At 36.1% G+C, this 24587-nt stretch carries 15 protein-coding genes and 12 pseudogenes; 3 read left to right on the top strand and 24 right to left on the bottom strand.

The genetic code is table 11. From position 1 onward, the window contains the following. From N7U66_RS16445 to rsgA, 5 genes are all read right to left on the bottom strand, one after another. Positions 1 to 1419, bottom strand: a complete 1419-nt coding sequence (locus N7U66_RS16445; protein WP_267676150.1) for a DUF3858 domain-containing protein — start codon at positions 1417 to 1419, stop codon at positions 1 to 3. A gap of 42 nt (positions 1420 to 1461) precedes the next feature. After that, on the bottom strand, positions 1462 to 2019 hold the full coding sequence (locus N7U66_RS16440; RefSeq protein ID WP_267676149.1) for a DUF3857 domain-containing protein: 558 nt from the start codon (positions 2017 to 2019) through the stop codon (positions 1462 to 1464). 4 nt (positions 2020 to 2023) lie between these two features. Next, positions 2024 to 3853: a DUF3857 domain-containing transglutaminase family protein gene (locus N7U66_RS16435; protein ID WP_267676148.1), complete on the bottom strand. Its 1830-nt coding sequence runs from the start codon at positions 3851 to 3853 to the stop codon at positions 2024 to 2026. Between the two features lie 132 nt (positions 3854 to 3985). Further along, positions 3986 to 4438, bottom strand: coding sequence for a D-aminoacyl-tRNA deacylase (gene dtd, locus N7U66_RS16430; protein ID WP_267676147.1), 453 nt, complete (start codon positions 4436 to 4438; stop codon positions 3986 to 3988). Beyond that, on the bottom strand, positions 4439 to 5389 hold the full coding sequence (gene rsgA, locus N7U66_RS16425) for a ribosome small subunit-dependent GTPase A (RefSeq protein ID WP_267676146.1): 951 nt from the start codon (positions 5387 to 5389) through the stop codon (positions 4439 to 4441). Positions 5390 to 5522: 133 nt separating this feature from the next. On the opposite strand from rsgA, the gene N7U66_RS16420 reads away from it, so the two are divergent. After that, on the top strand, positions 5523 to 5837 hold the full coding sequence (locus tag N7U66_RS16420; RefSeq protein ID WP_267676145.1) for a hypothetical protein: 315 nt from the start codon (positions 5523 to 5525) through the stop codon (positions 5835 to 5837). Positions 5838 to 5841: 4 nt separating this feature from the next. Further along, positions 5842 to 6162, top strand: coding sequence for a hypothetical protein (locus N7U66_RS16415; RefSeq protein ID WP_267676144.1), 321 nt, complete (start codon positions 5842 to 5844; stop codon positions 6160 to 6162). Positions 6163 to 6203: 41 nt separating this feature from the next. On the opposite strand, the pseudogene N7U66_RS16410 reads toward N7U66_RS16415, so the two are convergent. From N7U66_RS16410 to N7U66_RS16395, 4 genes and pseudogenes are all read right to left on the bottom strand, one after another. Further along, positions 6204 to 7287, bottom strand: a pseudogene (locus N7U66_RS16410) (chorismate mutase). A 53-nt stretch (positions 7288 to 7340) separates the two neighbouring features. Beyond that, entirely contained in the window at positions 7341 to 8195 is an 855-nt protein-coding gene (locus tag N7U66_RS16405) for a prephenate dehydrogenase (RefSeq protein WP_267676143.1), read from the bottom strand. Continuing rightward, positions 8192 to 9332: pseudogene (locus N7U66_RS16400) on the bottom strand (pyridoxal phosphate-dependent aminotransferase). Before N7U66_RS16400 ends, N7U66_RS16405 begins: the two are co-directional and overlap by 4 nt. Then, entirely contained in the window at positions 9332 to 10159 is an 828-nt protein-coding gene (locus tag N7U66_RS16395; RefSeq protein ID WP_267676142.1) for a prephenate dehydratase, read from the bottom strand. The pseudogene N7U66_RS16400 and the gene N7U66_RS16395 overlap by 1 nt, the downstream one beginning before the upstream one ends. A gap of 357 nt (positions 10160 to 10516) precedes the next feature. Between N7U66_RS16395 and gldA the strand changes: the two are divergent. Further along, positions 10517 to 11411: pseudogene (gldA, locus tag N7U66_RS16390) on the top strand (gliding motility-associated ABC transporter ATP-binding subunit GldA). Positions 11412 to 11470: 59 nt separating this feature from the next. Here the strand turns inward: gldA and N7U66_RS16385 are convergent. From N7U66_RS16385 to metF, 15 genes and pseudogenes are all read right to left on the bottom strand, one after another. Next, complete coding sequence (locus N7U66_RS16385; RefSeq protein WP_267676141.1) at positions 11471 to 11818, bottom strand: GIN domain-containing protein; 348 nt, start codon at positions 11816 to 11818, stop codon at positions 11471 to 11473. After that, positions 11815 to 12201, bottom strand: a complete 387-nt coding sequence (locus N7U66_RS16380) for a GIN domain-containing protein (protein ID WP_267676140.1) — start codon at positions 12199 to 12201, stop codon at positions 11815 to 11817. The genes N7U66_RS16385 and N7U66_RS16380 overlap by 4 nt, the downstream gene beginning before the upstream one ends. Before the next feature lie 18 nt (positions 12202 to 12219). Then, complete coding sequence (locus tag N7U66_RS16375; protein ID WP_267676139.1) at positions 12220 to 13314, bottom strand: acyloxyacyl hydrolase; 1095 nt, start codon at positions 13312 to 13314, stop codon at positions 12220 to 12222. Between the two features lie 65 nt (positions 13315 to 13379). Further along, a pseudogene (cysM, locus tag N7U66_RS16370) lies at positions 13380 to 14275 on the bottom strand (cysteine synthase CysM). Further along, positions 14275 to 15027 (bottom strand): serine O-acetyltransferase EpsC, encoded by a 753-nt coding sequence (gene epsC / locus N7U66_RS16365; RefSeq protein WP_267676138.1) that lies wholly within the window; start codon positions 15025 to 15027, stop codon positions 14275 to 14277. The pseudogene cysM and the gene epsC overlap by 1 nt, the downstream one beginning before the upstream one ends. Positions 15028 to 15127: 100 nt before the next feature. After that, positions 15128 to 16176: pseudogene (locus tag N7U66_RS16360) on the bottom strand (NAD(P)/FAD-dependent oxidoreductase). Between the two features lie 4 nt (positions 16177 to 16180). Then, a pseudogene (locus N7U66_RS16355) lies at positions 16181 to 16760 on the bottom strand (precorrin-2 dehydrogenase/sirohydrochlorin ferrochelatase family protein). Between the two features lie 6 nt (positions 16761 to 16766). Further along, a pseudogene (gene cobA, locus N7U66_RS16350) lies at positions 16767 to 17535 on the bottom strand (uroporphyrinogen-III C-methyltransferase). Between the two features lie 19 nt (positions 17536 to 17554). After that, a pseudogene (locus N7U66_RS16345) lies at positions 17555 to 19648 on the bottom strand (HEPN domain-containing protein). Positions 19649 to 19699: 51 nt separating this feature from the next. Next, a pseudogene (locus tag N7U66_RS16340) lies at positions 19700 to 20945 on the bottom strand (sulfate adenylyltransferase subunit 1). Positions 20946 to 21083: 138 nt separating this feature from the next. Then, positions 21084 to 21986 (bottom strand): annotated as a pseudogene (gene cysD / locus N7U66_RS16335) (sulfate adenylyltransferase subunit CysD). Between the two features lie 10 nt (positions 21987 to 21996). Then, positions 21997 to 22610, bottom strand: a pseudogene (locus tag N7U66_RS16330) (phosphoadenosine phosphosulfate reductase domain-containing protein). Between the two features lies 1 nt (position 22611). Continuing rightward, positions 22612 to 22893 (bottom strand): DUF2061 domain-containing protein, encoded by a 282-nt coding sequence (locus N7U66_RS16325; protein ID WP_267676137.1) that lies wholly within the window; start codon positions 22891 to 22893, stop codon positions 22612 to 22614. A gap of 118 nt (positions 22894 to 23011) precedes the next feature. Then, positions 23012 to 23423, bottom strand: a pseudogene (locus N7U66_RS16320) (RrF2 family transcriptional regulator). A 23-nt stretch (positions 23424 to 23446) separates the two neighbouring features. Continuing rightward, positions 23447 to 24400, bottom strand: coding sequence for a methylenetetrahydrofolate reductase [NAD(P)H] (gene metF / locus N7U66_RS16315; RefSeq protein ID WP_267676136.1), 954 nt, complete (start codon positions 24398 to 24400; stop codon positions 23447 to 23449). Positions 24401 to 24587 lie beyond the last annotated feature (187 nt).

Below are 24587 nucleotides of genomic sequence, written 5' to 3'. Positions count from 1 at the left end.
CTAATTTTGCTGTTTTCTAGCAAGTACTATTTGCTCAGATTGCTTTTCAAAAGACAAAGCAAAAAATTCTTTAAATTGATTGTACTCAGAAGGTAATACAAACGTTTTATTTAAAACAAATTCAACAGTCAACTGCAAATTATTTTCATTTTCACGTATGAGATAAGAGAATTTTCCATCGTATACATTTAACTCAACTTTTATATTTTCCGGCATTGATTCTACAGCATAGCCATCAGGAAGTTCTATATTTACAATATACTTATTTGCTATGGGATATATAAAATCAATAGGGTAGAGTCTTGAGTCCTGTTTAAAAGGGTTTTCTTCCTTATTTAAAAATAATAAAGGCGATAGATATAATTTACCTCCAATTTCATCTACACCATTCTTCAATTTAAAATCATAATTATAGACAATAGGTTTATTTATATTGTTTTCGTCTTTTAATTCTATATTTAATATCTCAATATTTCCTTTATTTTCTTCTAATTTCCTGATTTGTGTTTCGCTAGTAGCGCCTTTATTTTCATCTCTGTAATCCAACGCTAAGTATTCTGTTAACCTCTTGTGAATTTTACCTTCTATATTCCATTCACTATCCAAAACATAGTTAAGCATGATCATTTCCTGAGATGGGCTTTCAGGATTTAAATTGATCCAGTCTGATGTACCATCTTCCCGAATTAAGCGTCCTTGCCAGTTTAAAACTCTTTTGGGTAAAATATTTTCCTTTGCATTCTCGTGCGAAGCATCCAACAGCAAAATACTTTGATCAAGTTGAACGGCACATATTACATAGTTAAAACCAGATTGTGTTGGAAAAAGTGGAATTCCATTATTTCCGGTACTAATCAAGACAGGATTTGCATTAATTTTTGCGTGTCTTAACATGGATATTAGCATTAAATTGATGTCTGCGATATTTCCAACGCCCTCTTTGTATGCTTTTTTAACTCCATTCTCCGAAGTATATCCTATATAATCATTCCATTTAACCTTCGACTTTACAAAATCGAAAATCAGTTGAATGGTTTCTTTATCTGATGTTGCGTTCACTAACAGTCTATCGAGATCTGCTTCATAATAATTATTTTTATTTAATTGACCTCCAAAATCTTCATTTCTATAAATATTTTCGGTTACTTTTTCCCAAGTAGTGGCGTAACTCTTAACCGCTAAATCTGGACCTCTATAAAACGCGTACTCAAAAGCTATTTTTGACCTGTAATTACCGATATTACTTGTATAGGGTTCTTCTAATAATGCAGGTATATCTTGCATATAAACCTTTACAATATTTTCTTTAAAATTTAAATCTGTAGCGTTATTTGATGTTTGAGGCACTTTAGCTTCAAATTTTCTCTTGTTACTAATACTGACACTTCTATTTCTTTTGGATTCTTCTATATTAGGCAAAAATGATGCTTTAGGATTTACGATTTTATTGTAATTATAATATTACGGGGTAACAATATCTACTTCTAAATTGTTAATAGGAATCGTATATTGAAGAATAACATCCTCAATTTCTAAAAAAGGAGTCTCTATAACATACTCAAATTCAACAATACAACCCTCTGTTAGTCCTGGCATGGTAAATGTCGAAGTACTCCAGTACTTATTAGATTTTTCTTCAAAAATGTTTTCCTTTCTTAGTTTGGTTTTTTCTATTTTACCATTGAGAAGCGTATAAGTATAACCTTTAAGACCTGACAACCTTTCACTTTTAGCATTACTTTCATCGTATAATTTTATACGCTTGGTTGCCCATTCATAACCCTCTTTATTATATATTTTTATACGCTCATGAACCTTAGTTTCTTGAGTAAATCCATCACTCTGAGAAAATCTAAAATTAGTATATTGTTTTTTAAACAATACAGCTGCATTGGTTTCTAGTGTTTTGTAATGAGCCTTTTCTTGTAGTTCTTCTTTACTTACTTTACCAAATTTAAAATCTTGTGCGTTACTGGCTGACGCGAGTCCCAGTAATAAAATTATAATACTCTTCTTCATTAGGTTACAGTTGTTTTAGTACTATCTTAGAATTGTCGTTTTTTACGATTTGGGAATTAAACGTTCTAAATGCCTTATAATCATCTTTAGCATAATACCCTTTATTAATAATAAGCTTCCTTTTATATATAAAAACGTGCTCTGAAATCTTTTCAAAAGAGGTGGTATACTCTCCAAATTTATTTTTAATAGAAACATTATCCTGTAACGCATCTATGCTAAGCCTGTTAGATAATGTTAATTCATACTCATCTATATCTGTATAACCCCTATCTATTTCAATACCTAAATGACGATCTGGATATCTTGGTGGTACTTTTGTTTTTCTATTAAACATATTAGGGTTTAACAATAACCTAGTCCCCGCTTTTGCACCATATTTAGTTGCTGATAAGGCAAGGCTTTCTTTGAAAACAATTTCATCCTTATCATTTTCAAAATTCATGGAACTTACACTCAGATTATTGATATTATCAAGGTAATTTTTGTAATGTAGCTTTTGATTTTTTTTAGTTTCGTTTTCAATTTGTGATCTATGATAGGCGTACTGAGTCCCTTTAGATGTTATAGTAATTTCAGCCTCAAAATCCCCGAATTCATCTAAAAAAACGGCTGCTTTTGTACTTTGCAAATTATCTTTGGTTTCATAGGCTGTAGTATGCACAATCTCGCCTCCTTCAGGTTTTATTATTAATACATCCCGATCATCTGTGAAATTTGCAATGTAACCGAAAGGATCTGTTTGACTTGTACATTCTAGAAAGATCAAATCGCCTTGAACTGGAAGCGCTAAAATAGCATGATTACCTTGTTGAGAAGAGAAATCTCTATCAATATTTTTTATGTCGCGCCCTCCATAAATCAACGTATAATAAGACTCTACACCAACAGCTTTAAGCAATGATTTTGTATAATTTGACAACGCCTTACAATCTCCATATCCCAGTCTATCAACGTCCTCAGCGAGCATAGGCTTCCAACCACCAATACCAACTTGAACACTTATATAGCGCGTTTTATTTTGCATAAACTGATAAACAATCTTTGCTTTTTCATAATCTGTTTTAGCATCTGCAGTTAGTGTTTGTACTGCTTCAATGACAGCTTCAGGTAGTTTTTGGGTATCATTAATAAGTGCTTCTCCTACCCATTTTCCAAAATCTTTCCAACTCGTGTTAACCCCTTTCATCCCTTTCATATCAAACTCCTGCAAGGCAAACTTAAGATTAGGAGCAAAAGAAATAAATGACGGTGCGTATTGTTCATATTTTATGGCTGGGATATTTTCTGCTGAAAAATGAAATTCTGAATGTTTCGAAATATTAAAACCATCAAACCTTGACGTTTTTGAAACAAGAACAACACCGGACGTATTGTTAACTTGAATACTGGAAGTTTCTGTACTTACATAATAGTCCTCTAAAGGATACCACTGTTGAATGAATGCTGTAGTAGATTGCTCTGTTTCCTCAAAATACTCAATTGTATAAGGATACTGGGTCGCCGTGTAACTTATATATTTAGTTCTATCATCGTTAAATATTGACACGCCATCGTAAACACTTATATCTTCAAAATCGTTTTTCCTGAACTTTTTAATTTCTTCACCTAAGTGATTAAACACAACAGCTTCTAATTTTTTAATATTAACAGATTTATCATACCTTATGTTAGCGTCGATATAACGTTCTCCATTCTTATTGAGTACCGTGACCACCCTGTGCTTTTTAATATTCATTTTATCGTGAGACAAAATATTAATTTCAACATCATTTAGCCGGACTACAGCATTAGCATCTTTAGTAAGCTCTTTTTTTAAAGTTAATGATGACAAATAATTTTGTGAGAAACTGGTAAATGAAAATAGTACAAAAACAATACTGAGTTTTAAATTGGGGCGCATTAGAATAATTTAGGGTCTCAAATATAAAACTTATGGAACGAAAAATGGTGAAAATATATATTTTTAAGCCCTGTCTTTAGAATCGATAATGATCGTCACAGGGCCATCATTCACTAATTCCACTTTCATGTCTGCTCCAAATTGTCCAGTTTGCACTGTTTTATCTAAAATAGTCTCGGAAGATTTAATGAAAGCTTCATATAAAGGAATAGCAATTTCAGGTTTTGCTGCTTTGATATAGCTTGGTCTATTGCCCTTCTTAGTGCTGGCATGTAAAGTAAATTGGCTCACTACTAGCATCTCACCGTGTGTCGCCATTAAGGATTCATTCATGATGCCTTTAGCATCGGGAAAAATACGAAGGTTTACTATTTTGTTAACGAGCCAATTAACATCTTCTTGCGTGTCTTCAGAAACGATGCCTAATAAAACAAGTAAGCCATTTCTAATGGCGGCTACTGTATTGTCTTCAATAGTAACCTTTGCCTTCGAAACTCTTTGAATAACGACTCGCATTTATTCTTGATTCCGGATATCGGTTCTATAATGTTGGTCATCTCCCTCTATAATTTGCACATAACTTCTATAGCGAGACGCTGAGATTTCATCCTTTTCTAAGGCGTCCTTCACAGCACATTTAGGCTCTTCGATATGTAAGCAATTATTGAATTTACAGTCTTGTTTTAATTTGAAAAATTCAGGAAAATAATCACTAATTTCTTCCTTTTCCATATCTACAACTCCAAACCCTTTAATACCTGGTGTATCGATAATTTTTGCATTAAAGCTTAAATCGAACATTTCCGCAAAAGTCGTTGTATGCTGTCCTTGCATGTGTTGTGTTGAAATGGCCTTTGTTTTTAAGTCTAAAGTGGGTTCTATGGCATTGACTAAAGTCGATTTACCAACACCTGAATGCCCCGTAAACATACTTACTTTGCCAACCATTAACGCTTTTACTTTTTCGATATTTTGTCCCGTTGCAGCTGAGATTTCTAGACACTCATACCCAATTTCTCGATATACATGTGCTAAATATTTAACTTCTAATGTGGTATCTTCGTTATAGGCATCCATTTTATTAAACAATAAAATGGCTTTTATAGCATAGGCCTCGGCAGTCACTAAAAACCGATCTATAAAACTAGTAAAGGTTGGCGGGTTGTCTATTGTTACCAATAAAAATACCTGATCGATGTTTGAGGCTATAATATGTGTTTGCTTAGACAGGTTTACCGATTTGCGAACAATATAATTTTTGCGATCATGAATTTTAGAAATAACACCCGTTTCTTCATCACTCTTGGTGTCTAATTCAAAATCGACATAGTCTCCAACCGCAATGGGATTGGTGCTTTTTATGTCCTGTAAACGGAATTTTCCTTTTATACGGCATTCGTAAGTAGTTCCTAACTCGGTTTTAACCGTGTACCAACTTCCTGTAGATTTATATACTAGTCCTGTCATTAATACAAAGATGACTATTCTTAATAATTAATGCAACAAATTAAATAACTATTAGACCTGTATATTGGTGTTAGCACATATTATTTTAATGAAAAAGGTATATTTGAATCGAAATTTTAACTAAACATAAATTATGAAAAAAATTTTACTTTTCGCTATTCTTTTAGGAACATTATCAACTGCTATGGCTCAAACGCATTTATATGAACACCCTAAATTTGATAGCATATCTAAAAATCACAAAACCATTGCCATCATCCCTTTTAAAACACAAGTAAAATTGCGCCCTAAACAAATGAAGGATATCAGCGAAGAACAACATGTTCAATTAGAAAACAACGAATCCCTTGGGCTACAATTAGGTATGCATTCATGGTTTTTGAAAAGAAAAAAAGAGGAACGCTTAGTATTGATGTACAAGAACCAAACAGGACCAATGCGCTATTAAAAAAATGCGAATAACATACGAAAATATAGAAGATCAATTACCTGAAGATTTAGCAAAAATACTAGGTGTTGATGCTGTAATAACAGGAACATTTGAAACTAACAAACCTATGTCTGAAGGGGCATCTGTAGCGCTTGGGTTACTTATAGGCTTCCGGGGAAGTACTAACAATGCTATAGTGAACATGAATATTAACAATAATACTGATGGTCTTTTACTTTGGAATTACAACAAAAAAGTACGTGGAAGTATTGGAAGTAGTCCGGAGGACTTGGTTAATGTATTAATGAGAAAAGCATCGAGAAGATTATCTTATACTAAGTAAATAAAAAAAGCCTCTTTTAGTAAAAGAGGCTTTTTTTTATTTTAGCCTTTTATCACCTTTTCCTGATGATTAATAGACTCTTGGTGAATGGCTTTAAACAATTTTAAAATAAACTCTTCACTCAATCCCTTGGTTTCTCCTTCTAACACCATTTTACCCAAAATTTCATTCCATCGTTTACTTTGTAAAACGGCCACGTTTTTCTCTTTTTTAAGGGCTCCAATACCGTCTGCAACTTTCATACGCTTGCCTAATAATTCAATCACTTGATTATCTACAACGTCTATTTGGGCTCTTAAGTTAGCTAGCTCACTATTATATTCTGCTTCCGGGTCACTTTCTTTTCTAATTTTTAAATCCTTCATCATTTGGATCAAAGTTGCTGGAGTCACTTGTTGCGCGGCATCACTCCACGCATTATCCGGATCGAAATGCGTTTCTACCATCAAGCCATCAAAATTAAGATCTAAGGCTGTTTGAGACACGTCAAAAACCATATCGCGTTTTCCTGTAATGTGTGACGGATCATTAATTAACGGTAAATCGGGAAATCTATTTTGGAATTCGATGGCTATTTGCCATTCTCGGAATGTTTCTATACTTGGTTTTTTCGTAGGTTGAAAACCCCCTATGTATCGCCCCTAAATTTTTAATGCCCGCAGTATATAAGCGTTCAATACCACCTAACCATAATGCTAAATCTGGATTTACTGGATTTTTAACCAGTACAATTTTATCTGTTCCCGCTAAAGCATCTGCTAATTCCTGCATAATAAATGGACTCACGGTTGAGCGCGCTCCAATCCAAAGTAAATCGACATCATTTTCTATGGCCAGTTTAACATGGGCTGCATTGGCCACCTCCGTACAGGTTTTCATTCCAGTTTCAGCCTTTACTTTCTTAAGCCAGTTCAAACCTAAAGCTCCAACACCTTCAAACATGCCTGGACGCGTTCTAGGCTTCCAAATCCCAGCTCTAAAATAACTTACATCTGTATCTTTTAGCTCATGCGCTATCCTCAACACTTGTTCTTCTGTCTCAGCACTACAAGGCCCAGCAATGACTAATGGATGCTCTAAATTCATAGCATCCAACCAGTTTCTCATTTCTTTTTTATTTTCCATATTCTTACTATATTAAACCTTTAGGGTTTTAAATCTTAAAGGTTATTGCTTTATTATTGTATTCCGTTTAATATTTGTTTAATGTAATTGGTGTCTTTCATTTCATTAAAAACACCTTCAAAATCATCATTCTCTAGGAGTGCTTTAAATTGTGAGAGGTTCTTAATATAATCCTCCAACGTTTCAATAACGTTGTCTTTATTCTGTTTAAAAATGGGCGTCCACATGGCAGGTGAACTTTTTGCCAAACGCACAGTACTTTCAAAACCAGAGCCTGCCATATCGAAAATATCACGTTCGTTTTTTTCTTTTTCAATCACCGTTTTACCTAGCATAAAAGCGCTAATGTGCGATAAATGTGACATATATGCGATGTGCTTGTCGTGAGATTCCGGGTTCATGTAACGCATTCGCATACCAAGTTCTGCGAAAAGATTTAAGGCTTTCTCCTGTAATTTGAAAGCTGTTTTTTCCACTTCACAAATGATATTGGTTTTGTGCTGAAACAAATTAGGAATGGCCGCCTTAGGCCCTGAAAATTCGGTCCCTGCGATGGGATGCATGGCCAAAAAATTTCGTCGTTTAGGATGCGTTTCAACCGCTTTACAAATGTCTTTTTTAGTTGAACCCACATCGACGACTAAACCAAAATCTGAAACTGCATCAAGCACTCTTGACAAAAGAACGACCGTGGCATCTACCGGAATGGCTAAAATCACTAAATCGGCGTTGTCTAAATCTTCAAAAACTGCTTTTTCATCAATCACACCTAATTCCAAGGCGGTCGTGAGGTTTTCTTCTAAATGATCCAATCCAAAAATAGTCGCATCGGGTCGTTTCGCTTTAATGTCTATAGCCAAACTGCCCCCTATTAATCCTACACCAATGACATATATTTTATTAATCATACTCTTGAGATTGCTTCTTCAATAACCTCGTTTGTTGCACATAGAGAAAAACGTACATACCCTTCTCCTTGTGAGCCAAACACAGTTCCTGGTGTAATGAAAATGTGATTTTCTTTTAATAATTTATCTATAAATGCTTCCGATTTAATAGAAGGGGGCAATTTTGCCCATACAAATAACCCTACGGTATCCCTATCATAAGTGCAATTAAGGCGTGTTGCTAATTCCCAAACCAAGCTGCGGCGTTGTTCATAGACACTGTTCAAACTGGCAAACCAAAAATTTGAGCAGTTTAAGGCTGCAATCGCCCCTTTTTGTATGCCGTAAAACATTCCGTAATCCATATTGCTTTTCACTTTAAGAATCGCTTCTAAAAACGTTGATTTTCCCAAAACCATGCCTACGCGCCACCCAGCCATATTAAAGGTTTTACTTAATGAATTTAGCTCTAAACAAACGTCTTTGGCACCTTCGACACTCAAGATACTCAGTGGGTTTTTATTTAAAACAAAACTATACGGATTGTCATTTACCAATAAAATATGGTGGCGTTTTGCAAAAGCTATCAGGGATTTAAAGGTCTCCTCAGTGGCCTGCGCGCCGGTTGGCATATGTGGGTAACTCAACCACATCATCTTAACGTTACTTAAATCCAGTTTTTCTAATGCATTTATATCTCGGACACCAGTTATTATGCGCTGCTAAATTATAAAATACAGGTTTGGCATGTAACAACTTGGTTACTGAAGTATAGGTGGGGTAGCCTGGGTTAGGAATCAAAACTTCATCACCGGCATTTAAAAAAGCCATAGAAATATGCAGGATGCCTTCTTTGCTTCCCATTAAAGGTAAAACTTCTGTATCCCTATTTACAAAAACATTAAAATGTCTACGGTAAAACCCGTAAATGGCGTCACGTAGCTCAGGCAACCCCTGATAACTTTGGTACTTATGCGCATTCTCATCCTTAAAACTATCAGTAATAGCTTTAATCACCTTTTCTGGTGGTTGTAAATCCGGACTACCAATACCTAAATTAATAATAGGTTTACCACTGGCTTTTAGCACATTTACTTCCTTCAGCTTTTTTGAAAAGTAGTATTCTTCAACGCTATGTAATCGCTTTGAAACTTCCATTAGTTTTTTGCGTTTTTATATTCTCCTAATATTTTAAATTGTGTCGCCATAATGTGCATTATAGAGGTCGCTTTTTCAAAATCTAAATGGTTTTCGAAAGTGACATCTACGAAAAAAGCGTACAACCAAGGGGTTTCAATTTTTGGTAGTGATTGTATCTTAGTTAAATTGAGCTTACAATCACTCATCACATTCAAAATGGTCGCTAAACTGCCACGTTTGTGATCGAGTTCAAATTTTATTGACGCTTTATTAATCTCCGCTTTTGGTATTTCAGAATTGCGGCGTTTCAGTATTGCGAAACGTGTTTCGTTATGTTTTATAGTTTGAATACTCTCTGCAAGAATTGTCAAATTAAATAGTTTCGATGCCAACCGACTAGCTATTGCTGCAATACCTTTTATATTTTGCTCGCTAATACGTTTGGCAACTTCAGCGGTATCTTTATCTTCTACCAACTTAATATGAGGATAGGCTTTAAAAAATGTTTTACACTGCAATAAAGCCATAGGATGCGAATGCACTTCTTTTATGGCTTCAATACCTTGGTTTGGTAAGGCCATTAAATGGTGCTGGATGTCTAAATAATGCTCGCCAACAATGTGAAGATTATTATTGTCAATCAACGCATAGTTTGGAATAATGGAACCCGCTATAGAGTTCTCTAAAGCCATAATAGCTGCTTCTGTTTTACCACTTAAAAGCGCCTCTACAGTATCATCAAACGACAAACATTCGTCTACCGTCGTGTTTTCTCCAAAATAATCTTGCGACACAATATGGTGAAATGATCCTTTAACGCCCTGTATAGCTACTAATTTTTTCAAGTTTTTTTGTATTATTTACCCTAACTTACATTAGAGTCTATTACTTATTTTAATCTGAAAAGATTACATTTTAGGTATAAAAAAAGTCCCGATATAATTATCGAGACTTGGTTTTAAATATATGTTTTTTAATTACATATATAGCGTCTCGATCTCTTTGTTAAAAAAGAAATAAAACCAGCTATAATATGTGTTGTTTGCTATTTTCATAATGTAATACTGTGCTAAAGTAAATAATATTTCGATATAACAAAACACTAAAGACTAATTTTTAGTGTTTTACTGGAAGATTTAAAGATTTACCTACAAACCTTAATTTAAATTACAGAATGTTTATTTTTGAAGAAAGAATTCAAGATGTCTATAAAAGTTGAAAACATATCGAAGAGTTACGGCGCACAAAAAGCCTTGAACAATATCTCTTTTGAAATAAAAAATCCGAGAGATTGTTGGTTTCTTAGGACCAAATGGTGCTGGGAAATCTACGATGATGAAAATTTTAACCACTTTTATAAAGCCGACTACAGGTGAAGCTCAAGTAAATAATTTTTCTATAAGCACAGAAACCAAGCAAGTTCAGAGAAGTGTTGGGTATTTACCAGAACATAACCCCTTATACCTTGAGCAATATGTTCGTGAATATTTAGCATTTAATGCTCAAATTTTTAAGGTAAGTCAATCCCGGATTGAAGAAGTAATTGCATTGACTGGATTAACTTCTGAGTCTCACAAAAAAATTGGTCAGCTATCTAAAGGTTACAGACAACGGGTGGGTTTGGCCAATGCTTTATTGCATAATCCTGACGTTTTAATTCTTGACGAACCCACTACAGGCTTAGATCCAAATCAATTAGTAGATATTAGAAATTTAATAAAATCCATAGGTAAAGAAAAGACCGTCTTTCTTTCTACACACATTATGCAAGAGGTTGAAGCGATGTGTGATCGCGTAATTATCATCAACAAAGGTGAGATCGTAGCCAATAAGAAACTGAAAGAGCTCCGTGACGGACAGGAACAAATTGTAATTGTCGAATTTGATTATCGTGTAGAAGATGCTTTTTTACACAAATTACCGCATACTAAAAGTGTTAAGAACACCCATGACTTTATCTATGAGATTACGTTTTCAACCCAAGAAGATATGCGCTCTCATGTGTTTGATTTTGCTCATGATAATGAATTAAAAATCTTACAACTGAATCAAAAAAACGCTAGTTTAGAGAGTATGTTTAGGGATTTGACAACTTAATTAAGTGTGTCAAATTTCATATTTCCGAGTGTTCCGGCTCCTAAAAATAAGAGAACTAACTATTCAAAAATAACACGACCTGTATATTGCTCTTGAATGTCTAAAACTGGTGGTCTATTAACTACGATAACATCGCCCGTACCCACTAAATCAGCTACCAGCGATACTTGTGGGTTTATGATAATATCATTTGACCCCCGGTGAAAAATGTTTATATTTTGAGCAAGCAAATTCCGGCCTTCAAAACGAGCATCTCCCGAAAAAAATTGAAGCTTTAAGTTCTCTACATTCCCTTCAATAAAACAAGTGGACAGGTTATTAATAGTAACGTTCAAACGTTCGCAATTCACTTGTAATACAAATAAACCGTCTGTATGATATTCTTCGTTAAAATCTTCTGAAATCAATGAGAGTTCGGATAATTCAAAACCCCCTTGCTACTGGTTTGTAATCCTGTACTACTGCGAATCTCAGTAAGATTTGGAGCGGTGATGTAGATCTTAGTTATGCCATAATCCCTGGTTAAATTGCAACCGTTGTTGTTGTTTAAAAGCAATTTTCCGTTTTCGACTTTAACTTCTATTTCATCCATCAAAAACTCTCCGGTTTCCACAACAACTTCATGACTGGGCCCTTCTTTTACTATTAACTCGATACGCTCAAAGACAGTTACTTTATTAAACGCTTCTACTTCAAAAGTCTGTGTAATGCGCTCGCCGAAATTTTGAAAACAGTCTGGTGTATTCTCATTGTTACATGCTAACAAAACGATTAAACTTAATATATACATTATTTTTTTCATAACTAATTATAAACGAATACCAATTCCAAATTCTACGCCTTCTGCCTTTGCGGCATGTGATTTTAAAGTAATAGCAGCAAAAATTTTATCTCCGAAATAACGTTTTAATCCTATTCGATTATAGATGCGTCCTTCAAAATCATAGGGGTAATACACATAATAACCAAGTTGTGTAATCAAAGACATTTTATTAATAAAGAGCTCATGACCAACAAAAATACCAACGCGCTTGTAATCTTCATCTCCTGACACCTGGTCCTCAGGAAAAGCCACTGCGTAATATTTTATTAATTCTTTTAGAAAAGTAGAAAAGAAGACATCTGTACCTACTTGAACTGCTGTTTTTCTATTTAATCGTTTATCTGCATAAGCCGAAAGAATATAGAAGGGGTACTGTCCCGAATTATTGACATCACTCTCATTAATACCACTTCTAAATACCAGGTTGTATTTTATTTTTTCTTTAAAATATCGTGCTTCAGTAGACGCTATATAATCCGGCTGTGCATCATAACCAAACATGTAAGTAGCACCAACGTTAAACGTAAAGGTGTTCGTTGAATTATTAGGTGCGCGAAAATTAGCGTTAGAGTAATGAATGACAGAAACACCGCCTTGTAAACCAAAGCCTTTAAATATATTCTGCTTATCATAATTTAACTGAAGGTAAGTAGAACTAAGTAAGTCTGAACCATAGGCGTTATTTCTATAGTTATTTACTTTATCGTATGGATTTGTAGTATATGCAATGCCTTGCGCAATCCTAAATTTTAAATTTCGGTTTAAAAAATAGAAATTAAAATGTGCATACAACCCATAATTTTCACCAAGAAAGTCATTTTTCATGTCTTGGTAAACGAAAGACGCCCCATAATCTGGATAGTTAAACCTGCTTTCCCAAGCGTTCTTACCGAAAGTTTTTTGATTAAAACTTATAATGGCACCTGTTTGGTGTTCAGTAATTAAATGCGCGATATCTGGATTGTGTTCCAAAATGGTACCATAGAAATAATTAGCATCTATAGTAAACGGATTTTTGTCCTCTTGCGCGCTAACGAATGTGAAGCATAAAAAGGTTAAGCAATAAAAAAAAAACTTCATTAATGGGTTGAATTAAGCTGCAAAAGTAATTAAATTATACAAAGTACCGCCTGCTTAAAACAAAATTACCAATCAAATAGATCGGATGACAAATACCGATCGCCTCGGTCGCAAATTATGGCTACAACTACACCTTTTTCTATAGTTTCAATAAGCTTTAAAGCACTCGCAATACAGCCTCCACTACTCATCCCTGCAAAAACACCTTCTTCTCTAGCTAGCCTTTGAGTCATTTTTTTAGCTTCGGCCTCACTAACTTCTATAATTTGATCGACCTTTGAAGGATTAAAAATTTTAGGCACATACTCCGGCGACCATTTTCTAATGCCCGGAATACTAGAGCCGTCTTCCGGTTGTGCGCCAACAATTCTAATGGACTTGTTTTTTTCTTTCAAAAAAGTAGAGGTTCCCATTATTGTGCCTGTGGTTCCCATTGCGGAAACAAAATGAGTCACTGCCCCGTTGGTATCTCGCCAAATCTCTCGGCCCCGTAGTTTTATAATGGGCTTTCCAGTTGTCCTCATTCTCAAACTGGTTTAATAGTAAATACCCTTTGTCATCCCTCATTTTAAAGGCGAGGTCCCGTGAACCTTCTATCCCTTCATTTGATGATGTTAAAATCACCTCTGCACCATAAGCCCGCATGGTTTTAACGCGTTCTTCAGTAGAATTCTCTCGGCATAATCAAAGAAATGTTTAAACCGAATAAACGAGCAACATAGGCCAAAGCAATCCCTGTGTTACCACTCGTCGCCTCCACCAAATGCCCGCCTCTTTTTATATCGCCACGCTTCACCGCTTCAGCAATCATATTGTATGCCGGACGGTCCTTAACACTTCCTCCGGGATTATTTCCTTCTAGTTTTAAAAGCAACTTCACGCCCTTTTTAGCAACTAAATTAACCGATTCAATTAAAGGTGTATTCCCTACTTGACTTAAAATTCCTTTTTCTGCCGTCATTATTTCTTAATACTAATTTTTATTTCAGATTGATAAGTCACCAAAGCATTTTCGGGTACAGACTCAGTGATCCAAACGTTTGCCCCAATGATACTACGGGCACCTATTATAATATCCCCCCCTAGAATAGTCGCATTAGCATAGATAATAACATCATTCTCTATGGTTGGATGCCGTTTCGTGGCAGACATACTTTTCTTGACCTGAATGCCCCCTAAGGTAACCCCCTGAAATATCTTCACTCTATCTTTTATAACGGAGGTTTCACCAATGACAATTCCTGTGCCGTGATCTATAAAAAAAGACTCACCTACAGTCGCTCCAGGATGTATATCAATACCCGTCACCCCATGGATGTATTCACTCATCATTCTAGAAATTACAAAACAGTCGAGTTTATAAAGTTGATGACTAAGCCTGTAAATGGCAATGGCATGAAACCCTGGGCTAGCAAGATAAACTTCTTCTAAACTCTTCGTTGCAGGATCGTTTCGTTCCATGGCTAGAGCATCTAGATCGAGTTTTTTTCTAATATTAGGAAATTCGTTTTTAAACGCCTCCCAAACCGCCTGACCTCTATCATCATCGAGTCTCTTAAAAATACTTAAAAAAGTATCTTCTATTGCGCCTATATTCTTTTTAGAATACGCCTCGTCAAATAATGAATAGAATAATCCTTTAGTAAAGGTTTTAACGGTTCCTTTTAAACACACCTTATAACTCTTAAAACCTGTCTCTTTTTCTGAAATCATACTTAAATTTTAATAGGTAGTAGCTGGAAGCGCACTTAACTTACAACTGCACTCACTTTATACAAATTTAAGTTATTCATTGCTGTTAATAGCTCTTATTTCAAACTATAGCCTTCACCACTGACTTTTCGGCTTCTTTTCGAGACCCATCAAATCCATTTACACCGCTTACAGTCGTGTACTTTAAAACGAATTTTTTACCGGGATTTAATAATCTATAAGCAGACTGGCACATTAATGTCGCCTCATGAAAGCCACACAAAATGAGCTTCAACTTCCCCTCGTAGGTATTCACATCACCTATCGCAAAGATGCCAGGGATATTCGTTTGATAATCCACGGTATCCACTTTTATAGCATTCTTTTCTATGTCGAGGCCCCAGTTTCCAATAGGCCCCAGTTTGGGTGACAACCCAAAAAGTGGAATAAAGTAATCGGTCTCCAATATACGAGACACACCCTTCCGTTCTATTTTAACGCCCTCTAAATGAGTCTCACCGATTAACGCGGTAACTTCCGAAGGTGTGATTAATTTTATTTTATTGAGTAATTTTAATTCCTGAACTTTTTCTACGGAATCTAATGCCCCTCGAAACTCATTTCGTCTATGAATTAATGTGACTTTTGAGGCTATGTCACTTAAAAAAATACTCCAGTCTAAAGCGGAATCTCCGCCACCAGCAATGACCACTTTTTTGTTGCGATAGAGTTCCGGATCTTTGATAAAGTAGTTAACGCCTTTATCCTCATATTTTTCATTGTCTAACACCTGTGGCTTTCTAGGTTCAAAACTCCCCAATCCACCAGCGATAGCAATAATAGACGCGTGGTGCTTGGTCCCTTTGTTTGTCGTCACAATAAAACTTCCATCGTCTAATTTATCTATGATTTCTGCGCGTTCTCCCGCAGTGAATCCTGGTTGAAACTGTCTGCCTTGTTCTAATAAATTAGCCGTTAAATCTCCAGCTAAAACTTCGGGAAACCAGGAATATCGTAAATGGGCTTTTTAGGATATAACTCTGAACATTGTCCGCCTGGTTGTGGCAAGGCATCAATTAAATGGCATTTTAATTTTAATAATCCGGCTTCAAATACGGTGAATAAGCCTGTGGGTCCCGCTCCAATAATTAGAATGTCTGTTTTTATCATGGTATTATATTTTGTCTACTAATCCTTTAGTAAATTCATTTAATATTTTGACCTTTTGTTCAAAATCTCCTTTAATAGTTTTTCGATAGGTATTCAAGTTCTTAACCAAGTCGTCTATATTCTCTCGGAATGACATCCTCAAAAAACTGCCGCAAGCGTTTAGCTGTTGTTGGCGATTTTCCATTGGTAGAAATAGCCACTTTAACATGGCCTTTTGTAACAATGCCTCCCATATAGAAATCACAATAGGGTGGATTATCGGCGACATTAACCAGCTTACTTTGTGCACGACAATCTTGGTATACTTGTATATTAACCTCGGGACGGTCTGTCGTTGCAACAACCATATGCTTACCTTCTAAATAGTCCTTATGGTAAACACCTTCTATTCTGTTTACGTTTCCTGTTTGAGCGACAGCAATCGTTGCTTTTCGAAACATGGGTGACACCATGGTGACGTTGGCATCCGGACTGGATTTTAAAAGAAACCTCAGCTTTTCTTCAGCGACACAACCGCCTCCAATGATTAGAACTTCAAGTTGGCGTACTTTTAAAAACACAGGATATAAATTATTCCTTTCCATCTGTCCTTATGCTGAAATTGGCGTCACTATTATCTTTTCACTAATAGCATTTAGTGTCACCCGTTGCTTTACTACTTCACCTATAATAATGATGGCCGGAGACGCTAATCCTTTCTCTTTTACGATGCCCTCAATAGTTTTTATCGACCCTATACCCACTTTTTCGTCTCGGTCTTGTTCCATTCGCGATGACAGCAATCGCCGTTTCACTCTGTCCTGCTTGTGAAAAAACCTGAACAATTTCTGATAATTTCCCCATACCCATTAAAATAACAACGGTAGCTGTAGATTGTGCTGCCAGTGCTATATCACCCGAAATATGATGTGTTTTAGTAGTCCCTGTAATGACCCAAAAGCTTTCTGAAGCCCCTCGTTTGGTTAACGGTATGCCTTGATAAGCTGGAACCGCAGATGAAGACGATATACCTGGCACCACGTGCGCAGCAATACCAAAAGGTTGCACATATTCTAATTCTTCTGCACCACGACCAAAAATAAAGGGATCACCCCCTTTTAAACGTACCACATGACCATATTTCAAGGCTCTGTTAACAATAAGTTCGTTGATTTGCTCTTGCTGGTAGGCATAACATCCTTTTCTTTTACCCACAAATATTAATTCTGTAGTTGGTGAAGCATACATTAATAAGGCCTCATTGACTAAAGCGTCGTATAAAATAACCTTTGCAGAAGCAATGGTTTTAATCGCTTTTAAAGTGATGAGCTCGGGATCTCCAGGTCCTGCACCAACGACTGATAATTGTGGATGTATCATGATTCTACATTTTACGTTCTTATATTCTTTTAGCCATTTCCTGTGCTCTAGATTCCCTTACGATAGTTAAAAACGCTTCTGCACTTTTAATGTAATTGATGGCGAAATCTTCAGTTGGTGGTTGCTCTTTTATTTGATAGATCAAGTCTGAAAAAGAACATCCTAAGTCCATCTTTTTTGTATCAACAAACAGTTCTTCGAACTGACTGATTATTCCAGCTTGCGTGTTGGTGCTTATGTTTTCTGAAAGTAATAGCGCTTTAGCAGAATTCACCATAGAGCGATAAGCCTCGTAGATGGCCCCGGAGTACACTTTATTCTCAAATGCCGCTTTGGCTTCTTCAATCTTTTCCTCACTTTCTAGAAATAACGTCGCAATTAAATCGATAACCACGCCGGCACACTCACCAACTCCAATAGCTTTAATATAGGTTTCTTTGGTTCCCCAATCAATAAAATCTTCCGGTGTTAAATTATCTATACTTGATAAATCTCTAAGTAAATCATAAAAGTACTTTTCCCCTTTTTCTTGATAATATGCAGCAAACAGTTTGCCATTAGTATTGGCTTCATAATCATTAAGAACACGTCTTAAAGCTTCCGGACCCCTTCGACTAGGAACCTTGACTACCTTATCGGCAAAAGTAGCAGTGCCATTACCTTTATTCCCACCTCCTAATAGAACTTGTAAAGCGGGTGCGACTAATTTATCTTTGGTACGAATGGACATGCCTTGAAAACCAATGTTTGCCATATTATGCTGTCCGCAAGCATTCATACACCCACTAATTTTAATAACGAGATCCTTGTTTTCTAAATACTGTGGGTATTCGGTTTTAATAACACGCTCTAATTCTTGAGCGATTCCCGTACTACTAGAAATCCCTAAATTACAGGTGTCTGTTCCTGGGCAAGCGGTAATGTCAACCGCCTTGTTATAACCTGGATCAGCAAACCCTAGCTTTTTGAGTTCCTGATAAAAAAACGGAATCAAATCTAGTTTCACAAATGGTATGACTATGTTTTGTCGTAATGTTAATCGTATTTCTCCCGCGGCATAATTATCAACTAAATCTGCTAATAAGCGTGCTTTGTCGGTATAAAAATCACCAAGTAACACTTTAATGCCGATAGCGAAATAATCGGTTTGTTTTTGAGGAATAACATTTGTGGATTGCCATAGCTTAAAAGCCTTTTGATTTTTAATATTTACTTGTGGCGCTTGAACAATTACAGGCGTTGAGGCAGTGTAATTTGCTTCATTTATAGTTACTGTTTTAAACTCTATGGCCTGCTGTTCTGCTTCTACTAATGCTTTAAAAGCGTCTAACCCCAAATCTTTAATTAGGAATTTCATTCGGCTTTGGCTCTGCTTTTACGTTCACCATAACGATCGAACACTCTTAAAACACCTTCCATTAACGGAATTATTTTATCTGAAGCCGTGAAAAGTGTAAAAGGTATCGGCATGTCTAGGTTGCGATCCTAATCCGCCACCAAGCATCACTTTAAACCCTTTTACGCCATTTTCGATTTTAGCAATAAAACCTAAATCATGGATATAAGACAAGCCTGTATCTTCGTCTGTATTGGAGAATGATACCTTAAATTTCCGCCCCATGTCCTGGCAAATGGGGTTTCGTAAAAAGAATTTAAACACGGCATCTGCATAAGGTGAAACGTCGAACACCTCATTAATATCAATACCTGACGTTTCACTCGCCGTCACATTTCTTACGGTATTACCACACGCTTCTCTTAAGGTGACTTGATCGCGCTCTAATTCTGCCCAAAGTTGCGGGGTACGGTTTAAATCGACATAATGTATTTGAATATCTTGGCGTGTTGTGATGTGTAATCTGCTTCTTGAATACTCGTCTGAAACCTCAGCAATACGGCGTAATTGATGACTCGTAACTTTGCCGTAAGGCAGTTTAATGCGAATCATTTGTACGCCTTCTTGGCGTTGTCCATAAACACCTCCGGCCAGTCGTAAACTGCGAAATTTTTCTTCATCAAGTTTCCCTTTTTGAAAAAGTTCTATCTTATTCACTAATTCTATGATGTCCTTTTCTACTAGCGGATTTTCAATTTCTGTTCTAAAACTTTGCATGGCCCTACTGACCTACCCAAAAGGGAGGTCTTTATTAGTTAATAATTATTTTTATTGAATAAATCCTGCTCCAACCGTATTGTTAGATTGCGAATCGATGAGAATAAAAGAGCCATTGGTTCTGTGATTCTTGAACGCATCATAAAAAATTGGTTTGTTTAATTTGAAGGATACGGTTGCCATATCATTCATCTCCAGTGTATCAACAGTGTCATCAATACCGTAATAACTGGATTTATTTTATTGTGAATACGGTCTACTTTTGCCAAAACTTTATGGACGCCATGTTGTATAATATATTTACTCGATGCTGTTAATTTTTGAGCGTCCATCCAAGAGACTATAGCTGTAAATTGCTTATCTATAGTTGGCAAGTCGTTTTCTTTAACAATCATATCACCACGACTAATATTAACGTCGTCTTCTAAGGTGATTAAAACGGAAGAACGCCGCCCAGCTGTTTCAACTTTTTGATCGTAAAAATGAATAGCTTTAATTTTAGATTTTGTTTGAGATGGTAATACCACTACTGCATCTCCAACACTTAATTCGCCACCATAAACTTTCCCTGCATACCCTCTAAAATCATGAAATTCCTCGGTTTTAGGACGAATAACATATTGCACAGGAAACCTTGGTGTCCCCACATTATAAACATCTTCTACATCAATACTCTCTAAATTCTCAAGTAAGGTCTTGCCTGTATACCAAGGCATTTTTTCTGATTTATTTACCACATTATCACCTTTTAAAGCACTTACAGGAATAAAAGTGATCTGTTGATTTTGATAATCTCTTTTACGCATTAGCGTTTGAAAATCTGATTTAATAGCCTTGTATTCCGCTTCAGAAAAATCTACCAGATCCATTTTATTTATCGCCACAATCACTGTTTTGATGCGCAATAAATTATTAATAAAAAAATGTCGATTAGTTTGCTCAATCACTCCTTTTCCGGCATCTATTAATATAATGGCTGCCTGAGAGGTTGAAGCACCCGTGACCATATTTCGGGTATATTCTACATGTCCTGGGGTGTCTGCTATGATGTAACTTTTGTTTGCTGTAGAGAAATAAATATGAGCGACATCTATTGTAATGCCTTGCTCTCGTTCTGCTATTAAACCATCTGTCGCCAAAGAAAAATCCAAATAGTCATAACCCAACTGCTGACTTTTTTTTCTATGGCTTCTAATTTGTCTGAGGTAAGTGATTTTGTATCGTAGAGTAATCGACCTATTAAGGTGCTCTTTCCATCATCGACACTTCCTGCTGTTGCTATTTTTAAAACTTCCATCTCTATTGTTATTCGTTGTTGGTTGTTGGTTCTCTTAATAGAACCCAAAACACACAACAACTTAAATTTTATTACTCTTTTGAAATATCTTTTGACGCTGTTTTTACCAAAACCAGTAACTAAAAACTATTAACTATTTTAAAAATAGCCTTGTTGCTTTCGTTTTTCCATAGCGGCTTCCGAGCGTTTGTCGTCAATTCTCGCACCGCGTTCTGAAATGGTTGAGGCTCTAATCTCATCTACTACTTTAGAAATTGTGGTTGCGCCGAGATAGTACGGCTGCGGTACAACTCATATCGCCAACGGTTCTAAAACGCACCAATCGGTTTTCTACCACCTCATCTTCTTCTCTATAAACCACGTCATCTTCGGCAGACCATATTAAGCCATCACGTAAAAATGTCGCCCTGGTATGTGCAAAGTAAATGGAAGGAATTTCAATCTGCTCTTTTTGTATGTAAGACCACACATCGAGTTCTGTCCAATTCGAAATGGGAAACACTCTTACATTCTGACCTAATTCTATATTCCCATTGAGCATATCGAACAATTCCGGACGCTGATTTTTCTCATCCCATTGCCCAAAATCGTCACGCACTGAAAAAATACGTTCTTTAGCACGCGCTTTTTCTTCGTCACGTCTCGCACCACCAATACAGGCGTCGAATTTAAACTCTTCAATAGCATCTAAAAGTGTGGTAGTCTGTAATACGTTTCGGCTGGCATATTTCCCGATTCTTCTCTTACTTTACCTTCGTCTATAGCATCCTGAACGTGTCTTACAATAAGCTCCAGTCCTAATTCTTTAACCAATCGATCGCGAAACGCTATGGTTTCAGGAAAATTATGCCCTGTATCTATATGCATTAGGGGAAATGGAATTTTTGCTGGATAAAAGGCCTTTTGTGCTAAGCGTACTAAAGTTATGGAATCCTTTCCTCCCGAAAATAAGAGCACGGGTTTTTCAAATTGTGCGGCGACTTCCCTAAAAATATAAATCGCCTCATTTTCCGGAGGATTGACTAGTGATGTATTCTTCATATAAATTGATTTAAGCGTGTAAGCCACACTCTCTGTTCTCTAATTGTTTTGTTGGGTCGAAATATTTAAATTCATTTGGCAGTTGATGCGCTTCTAAATATTTATCTAATGCTTGATCTGAATAATAGTAGAACGGACTTACTTTTATAAGACCGTCTGCTCCCTGTGAAACAATATCTATGCTGTCTCTAAAAGCCGTTTGTCCTTGACGTAAATTAGTAAACCACAAATCGGCCGATGTGCCTTCATCGCGCGTTTAAAAGGTTCTAATTTCACCTGTTCCGTAAACACTTTATGGTTAGGATCAGTAACATCGGGAATCCCTAGAACCACATCGCGATGTCCGGTGGTTTGTTTAGGCACATACAGTTGGATATTAAGTTTTAACCTATTAATGAGCTCCTCCGCATGCGTATACGTATTTGGTGTATTATAACCAGTATCACACCAGATCACTTTTATATCAGCTTTCTCTTTAGAAACAGCATGTAAAATAGCGGCTTCGTACGGTCTAAAATTAGTCGTTACTACTGGTTTTTCTGAAAATTCTAGTGCCCAGGTCACGATCTCTGATGGTGACTTGGACTTTAATTGTTTATTTATTTCTACAAGATTCCAATTCATTTTATTTTCCCCATTTAATTTTATTCCACGCACGTTCATGAAAAAAGTACAAGATCATTTTAGATACGAATTCGAAGCTACCAATGGACAAAGCCATTGCCATAGTTCCAGTGACCAAATACGATACTAGAACGGTATCTAATGTGCCTATAACTCTCCAGCTTATGGTTTTTACCAAACTTCTTTTAACGTTTTCTTTAGAGGCCTCTGCTACTTCACCAGCAGTTGCCACCTGCTTTTTAGTACCCTGTGTGTACTCTCTCTTATATAAAATATCTAACATAATTAATCAAATTCCTTTTACCCTATAGATTTACTAGGTTATTATGCAAACCTATATCTTTTATTCCTATAAATCAAGTATAATTCTCAAAAAATAACCGGTTTAAATTACGAATTTGCTAATTTGACAAATCTGCTAAGGTGGTATTTCTAAAAATTTCTAAAGTACTATCTCTTACTTTTAGCATTATTTTATGCACGGAGCAAGCGGCTTCATCCGGGCAATCCTCACATTTTTCATAAAAATTCAGGCTCACACATGGCACCATCGCTATGGGCCCTTCTAAAGCCCGCATAACAGTTGTCATGGCGATGTCTTTAGGGTCTTTTAACAAATAATAGCCACCACCCTTTCCTTTTTTCGATCCTAAAAAACCATTCCTACGAAGGGTTAACAAGATGCTTTCTAAAAACTTAAGGGAAATATTTTCACTTTTTGAAATCGTTGCAATTTGTACAGGGATATGTCTATCCTGTCTTGCCGAGATAGGTTAAGGCCTTAATTCCGTATTTCGTTTTCTTTGAAAGCATCAACAAATGTAATTATTTTACATTTAAAACACTTCACTCGCAATATGCTTTATATTATCACTTTTCCCCATGGAATAATAATGCAACACGGGAACGCTTGCCTTTTTAAGTTCTTTGGACTGTTCTATGGCCCATGCTACCCCTACTTGTCTTACCTCGCTATTGTTCTTACAATCCTCTACAGCTTTAATTAATGCCTCCGGTAAATCGATTTTAAAAACTTGTGGTAATACTTGTAAATGACGCTTAATTGCTATTGGTTTTATCCCAGGGATAATAGGGACATGAATGCCTTCTGCTTTAGCTGCCGCCACAAAATCGAAATACTTCTTATTGTCAAAAAACATTTGCGTGACCACATAGTCTGCACCGGCGTCCACCTTTTCTTTCAATCGCTTTAAATCGGTTTGCAAAGAAGGGGCTTCAATATGCTTCTCCGGGTAGCCCGCCACTCCAATACAAAAATCAGAAGTATCATCTACTTCAATAACATCATGTAAGTATTGGCCCCTATTTAAATCCTGAATTTGAAGCACCAAATCTTTTGCATACTGGTGCCCACCTTTAGCGGCTTCAAAATATTTTTGATGACTCATGGCATCCCCTCTTAAAGCCATCACATTTTCAATACCCAAATAATGACAATCGACTAATAAATATTCGGTCTCCTCTTTAGAAAAACCGCCGCAGAGCACATGCGGCACCGTATCGACATCATATTTATGCTTAATGGCTGCACAAATCCCTACCGTTCCAGGCCGCATTCTGGTTATTTTCCTATCTAACAACCCTTCCTTTTTGATATAAACGTATTCTTCTCTTGAAGTCGTGACATCTATAAAAGGCGGCTTAAATTCCATCAAAGGATTAATGTTGTTATATAATTCTTCTATATTCCTTCCTTTTTTAGGCGGAATGATTTCAAACGAAAACAAGGTATTACCGTTCGCTTTTTTTATGTGGTCGGTTATTTTCATGTTCACTTCCCACGTAAGCGGGAATCTTTTAAATTTTACTTTATTTTTTTATACCGTTACTTTTTACTTATACCTGCCACCTTGATAGCTATCGAGATTACAGGATCATAAAAAGTCGGGCTATACGCTATATCTTTTTTACTGGTTCTCGATACATTTTGCTCAAGATTCGCAAATCATTCGAACT

The sequence above is a fragment of the Lacinutrix neustonica genome (genome assembly GCF_026625145.1).
GTDB lineage: Bacteria > Bacteroidota > Bacteroidia > Flavobacteriales > Flavobacteriaceae > Lacinutrix > Lacinutrix neustonica.
The sequence above is the reverse complement of the archived record's forward strand: the minus strand, read 5'-3'. Positions and strand labels throughout refer to the sequence as shown.

Bases quoted from the DNA above. Each gene is read 5' to 3' on its own strand.
- N7U66_RS16415 (WP_267676144.1), top strand. From the start codon at position 5,842: ATGCGAATAACATACGAAAATATAGAAGATCAATTACCTGAAGATTTA.
- dtd (WP_267676147.1), bottom strand. From the start codon at position 4,438: ATGCGAGTCGTTATTCAAAGAGTTTCGAAGGCAAAGGTTACTATTGAA.
- N7U66_RS16375 (WP_267676139.1), bottom strand. From the start codon at position 13,314: ATGAAGTTTTTTTTTTATTGCTTAACCTTTTTATGCTTCACATTCGTT.
- N7U66_RS16420 (WP_267676145.1), top strand. From the start codon at position 5,523: ATGAAAAAAATTTTACTTTTCGCTATTCTTTTAGGAACATTATCAACT.
- metF (WP_267676136.1), bottom strand. From the start codon at position 24,400: ATGAAAATAACCGACCACATAAAAAAAGCGAACGGTAATACCTTGTTT.
- N7U66_RS16405 (WP_267676143.1), bottom strand. From the start codon at position 8,195: ATGATTAATAAAATATATGTCATTGGTGTAGGATTAATAGGGGGCAGT.
- epsC (WP_267676138.1), bottom strand. From the start codon at position 15,027: ATGATTTCAGAAAAAGAGACAGGTTTTAAGAGTTATAAGGTGTGTTTA.
- N7U66_RS16325 (WP_267676137.1), bottom strand. From the start codon at position 22,893: ATGTTAGATATTTTATATAAGAGAGAGTACACACAGGGTACTAAAAAG.
- N7U66_RS16440 (WP_267676149.1), bottom strand. From the start codon at position 2,019: ATGAAGAAGAGTATTATAATTTTATTACTGGGACTCGCGTCAGCCAGT.
- rsgA (WP_267676146.1), bottom strand. From the start codon at position 5,389: ATGACAGGACTAGTATATAAATCTACAGGAAGTTGGTACACGGTTAAA.
- N7U66_RS16380 (WP_267676140.1), bottom strand. From the start codon at position 12,201: ATGTATATATTAAGTTTAATCGTTTTGTTAGCATGTAACAATGAGAAT.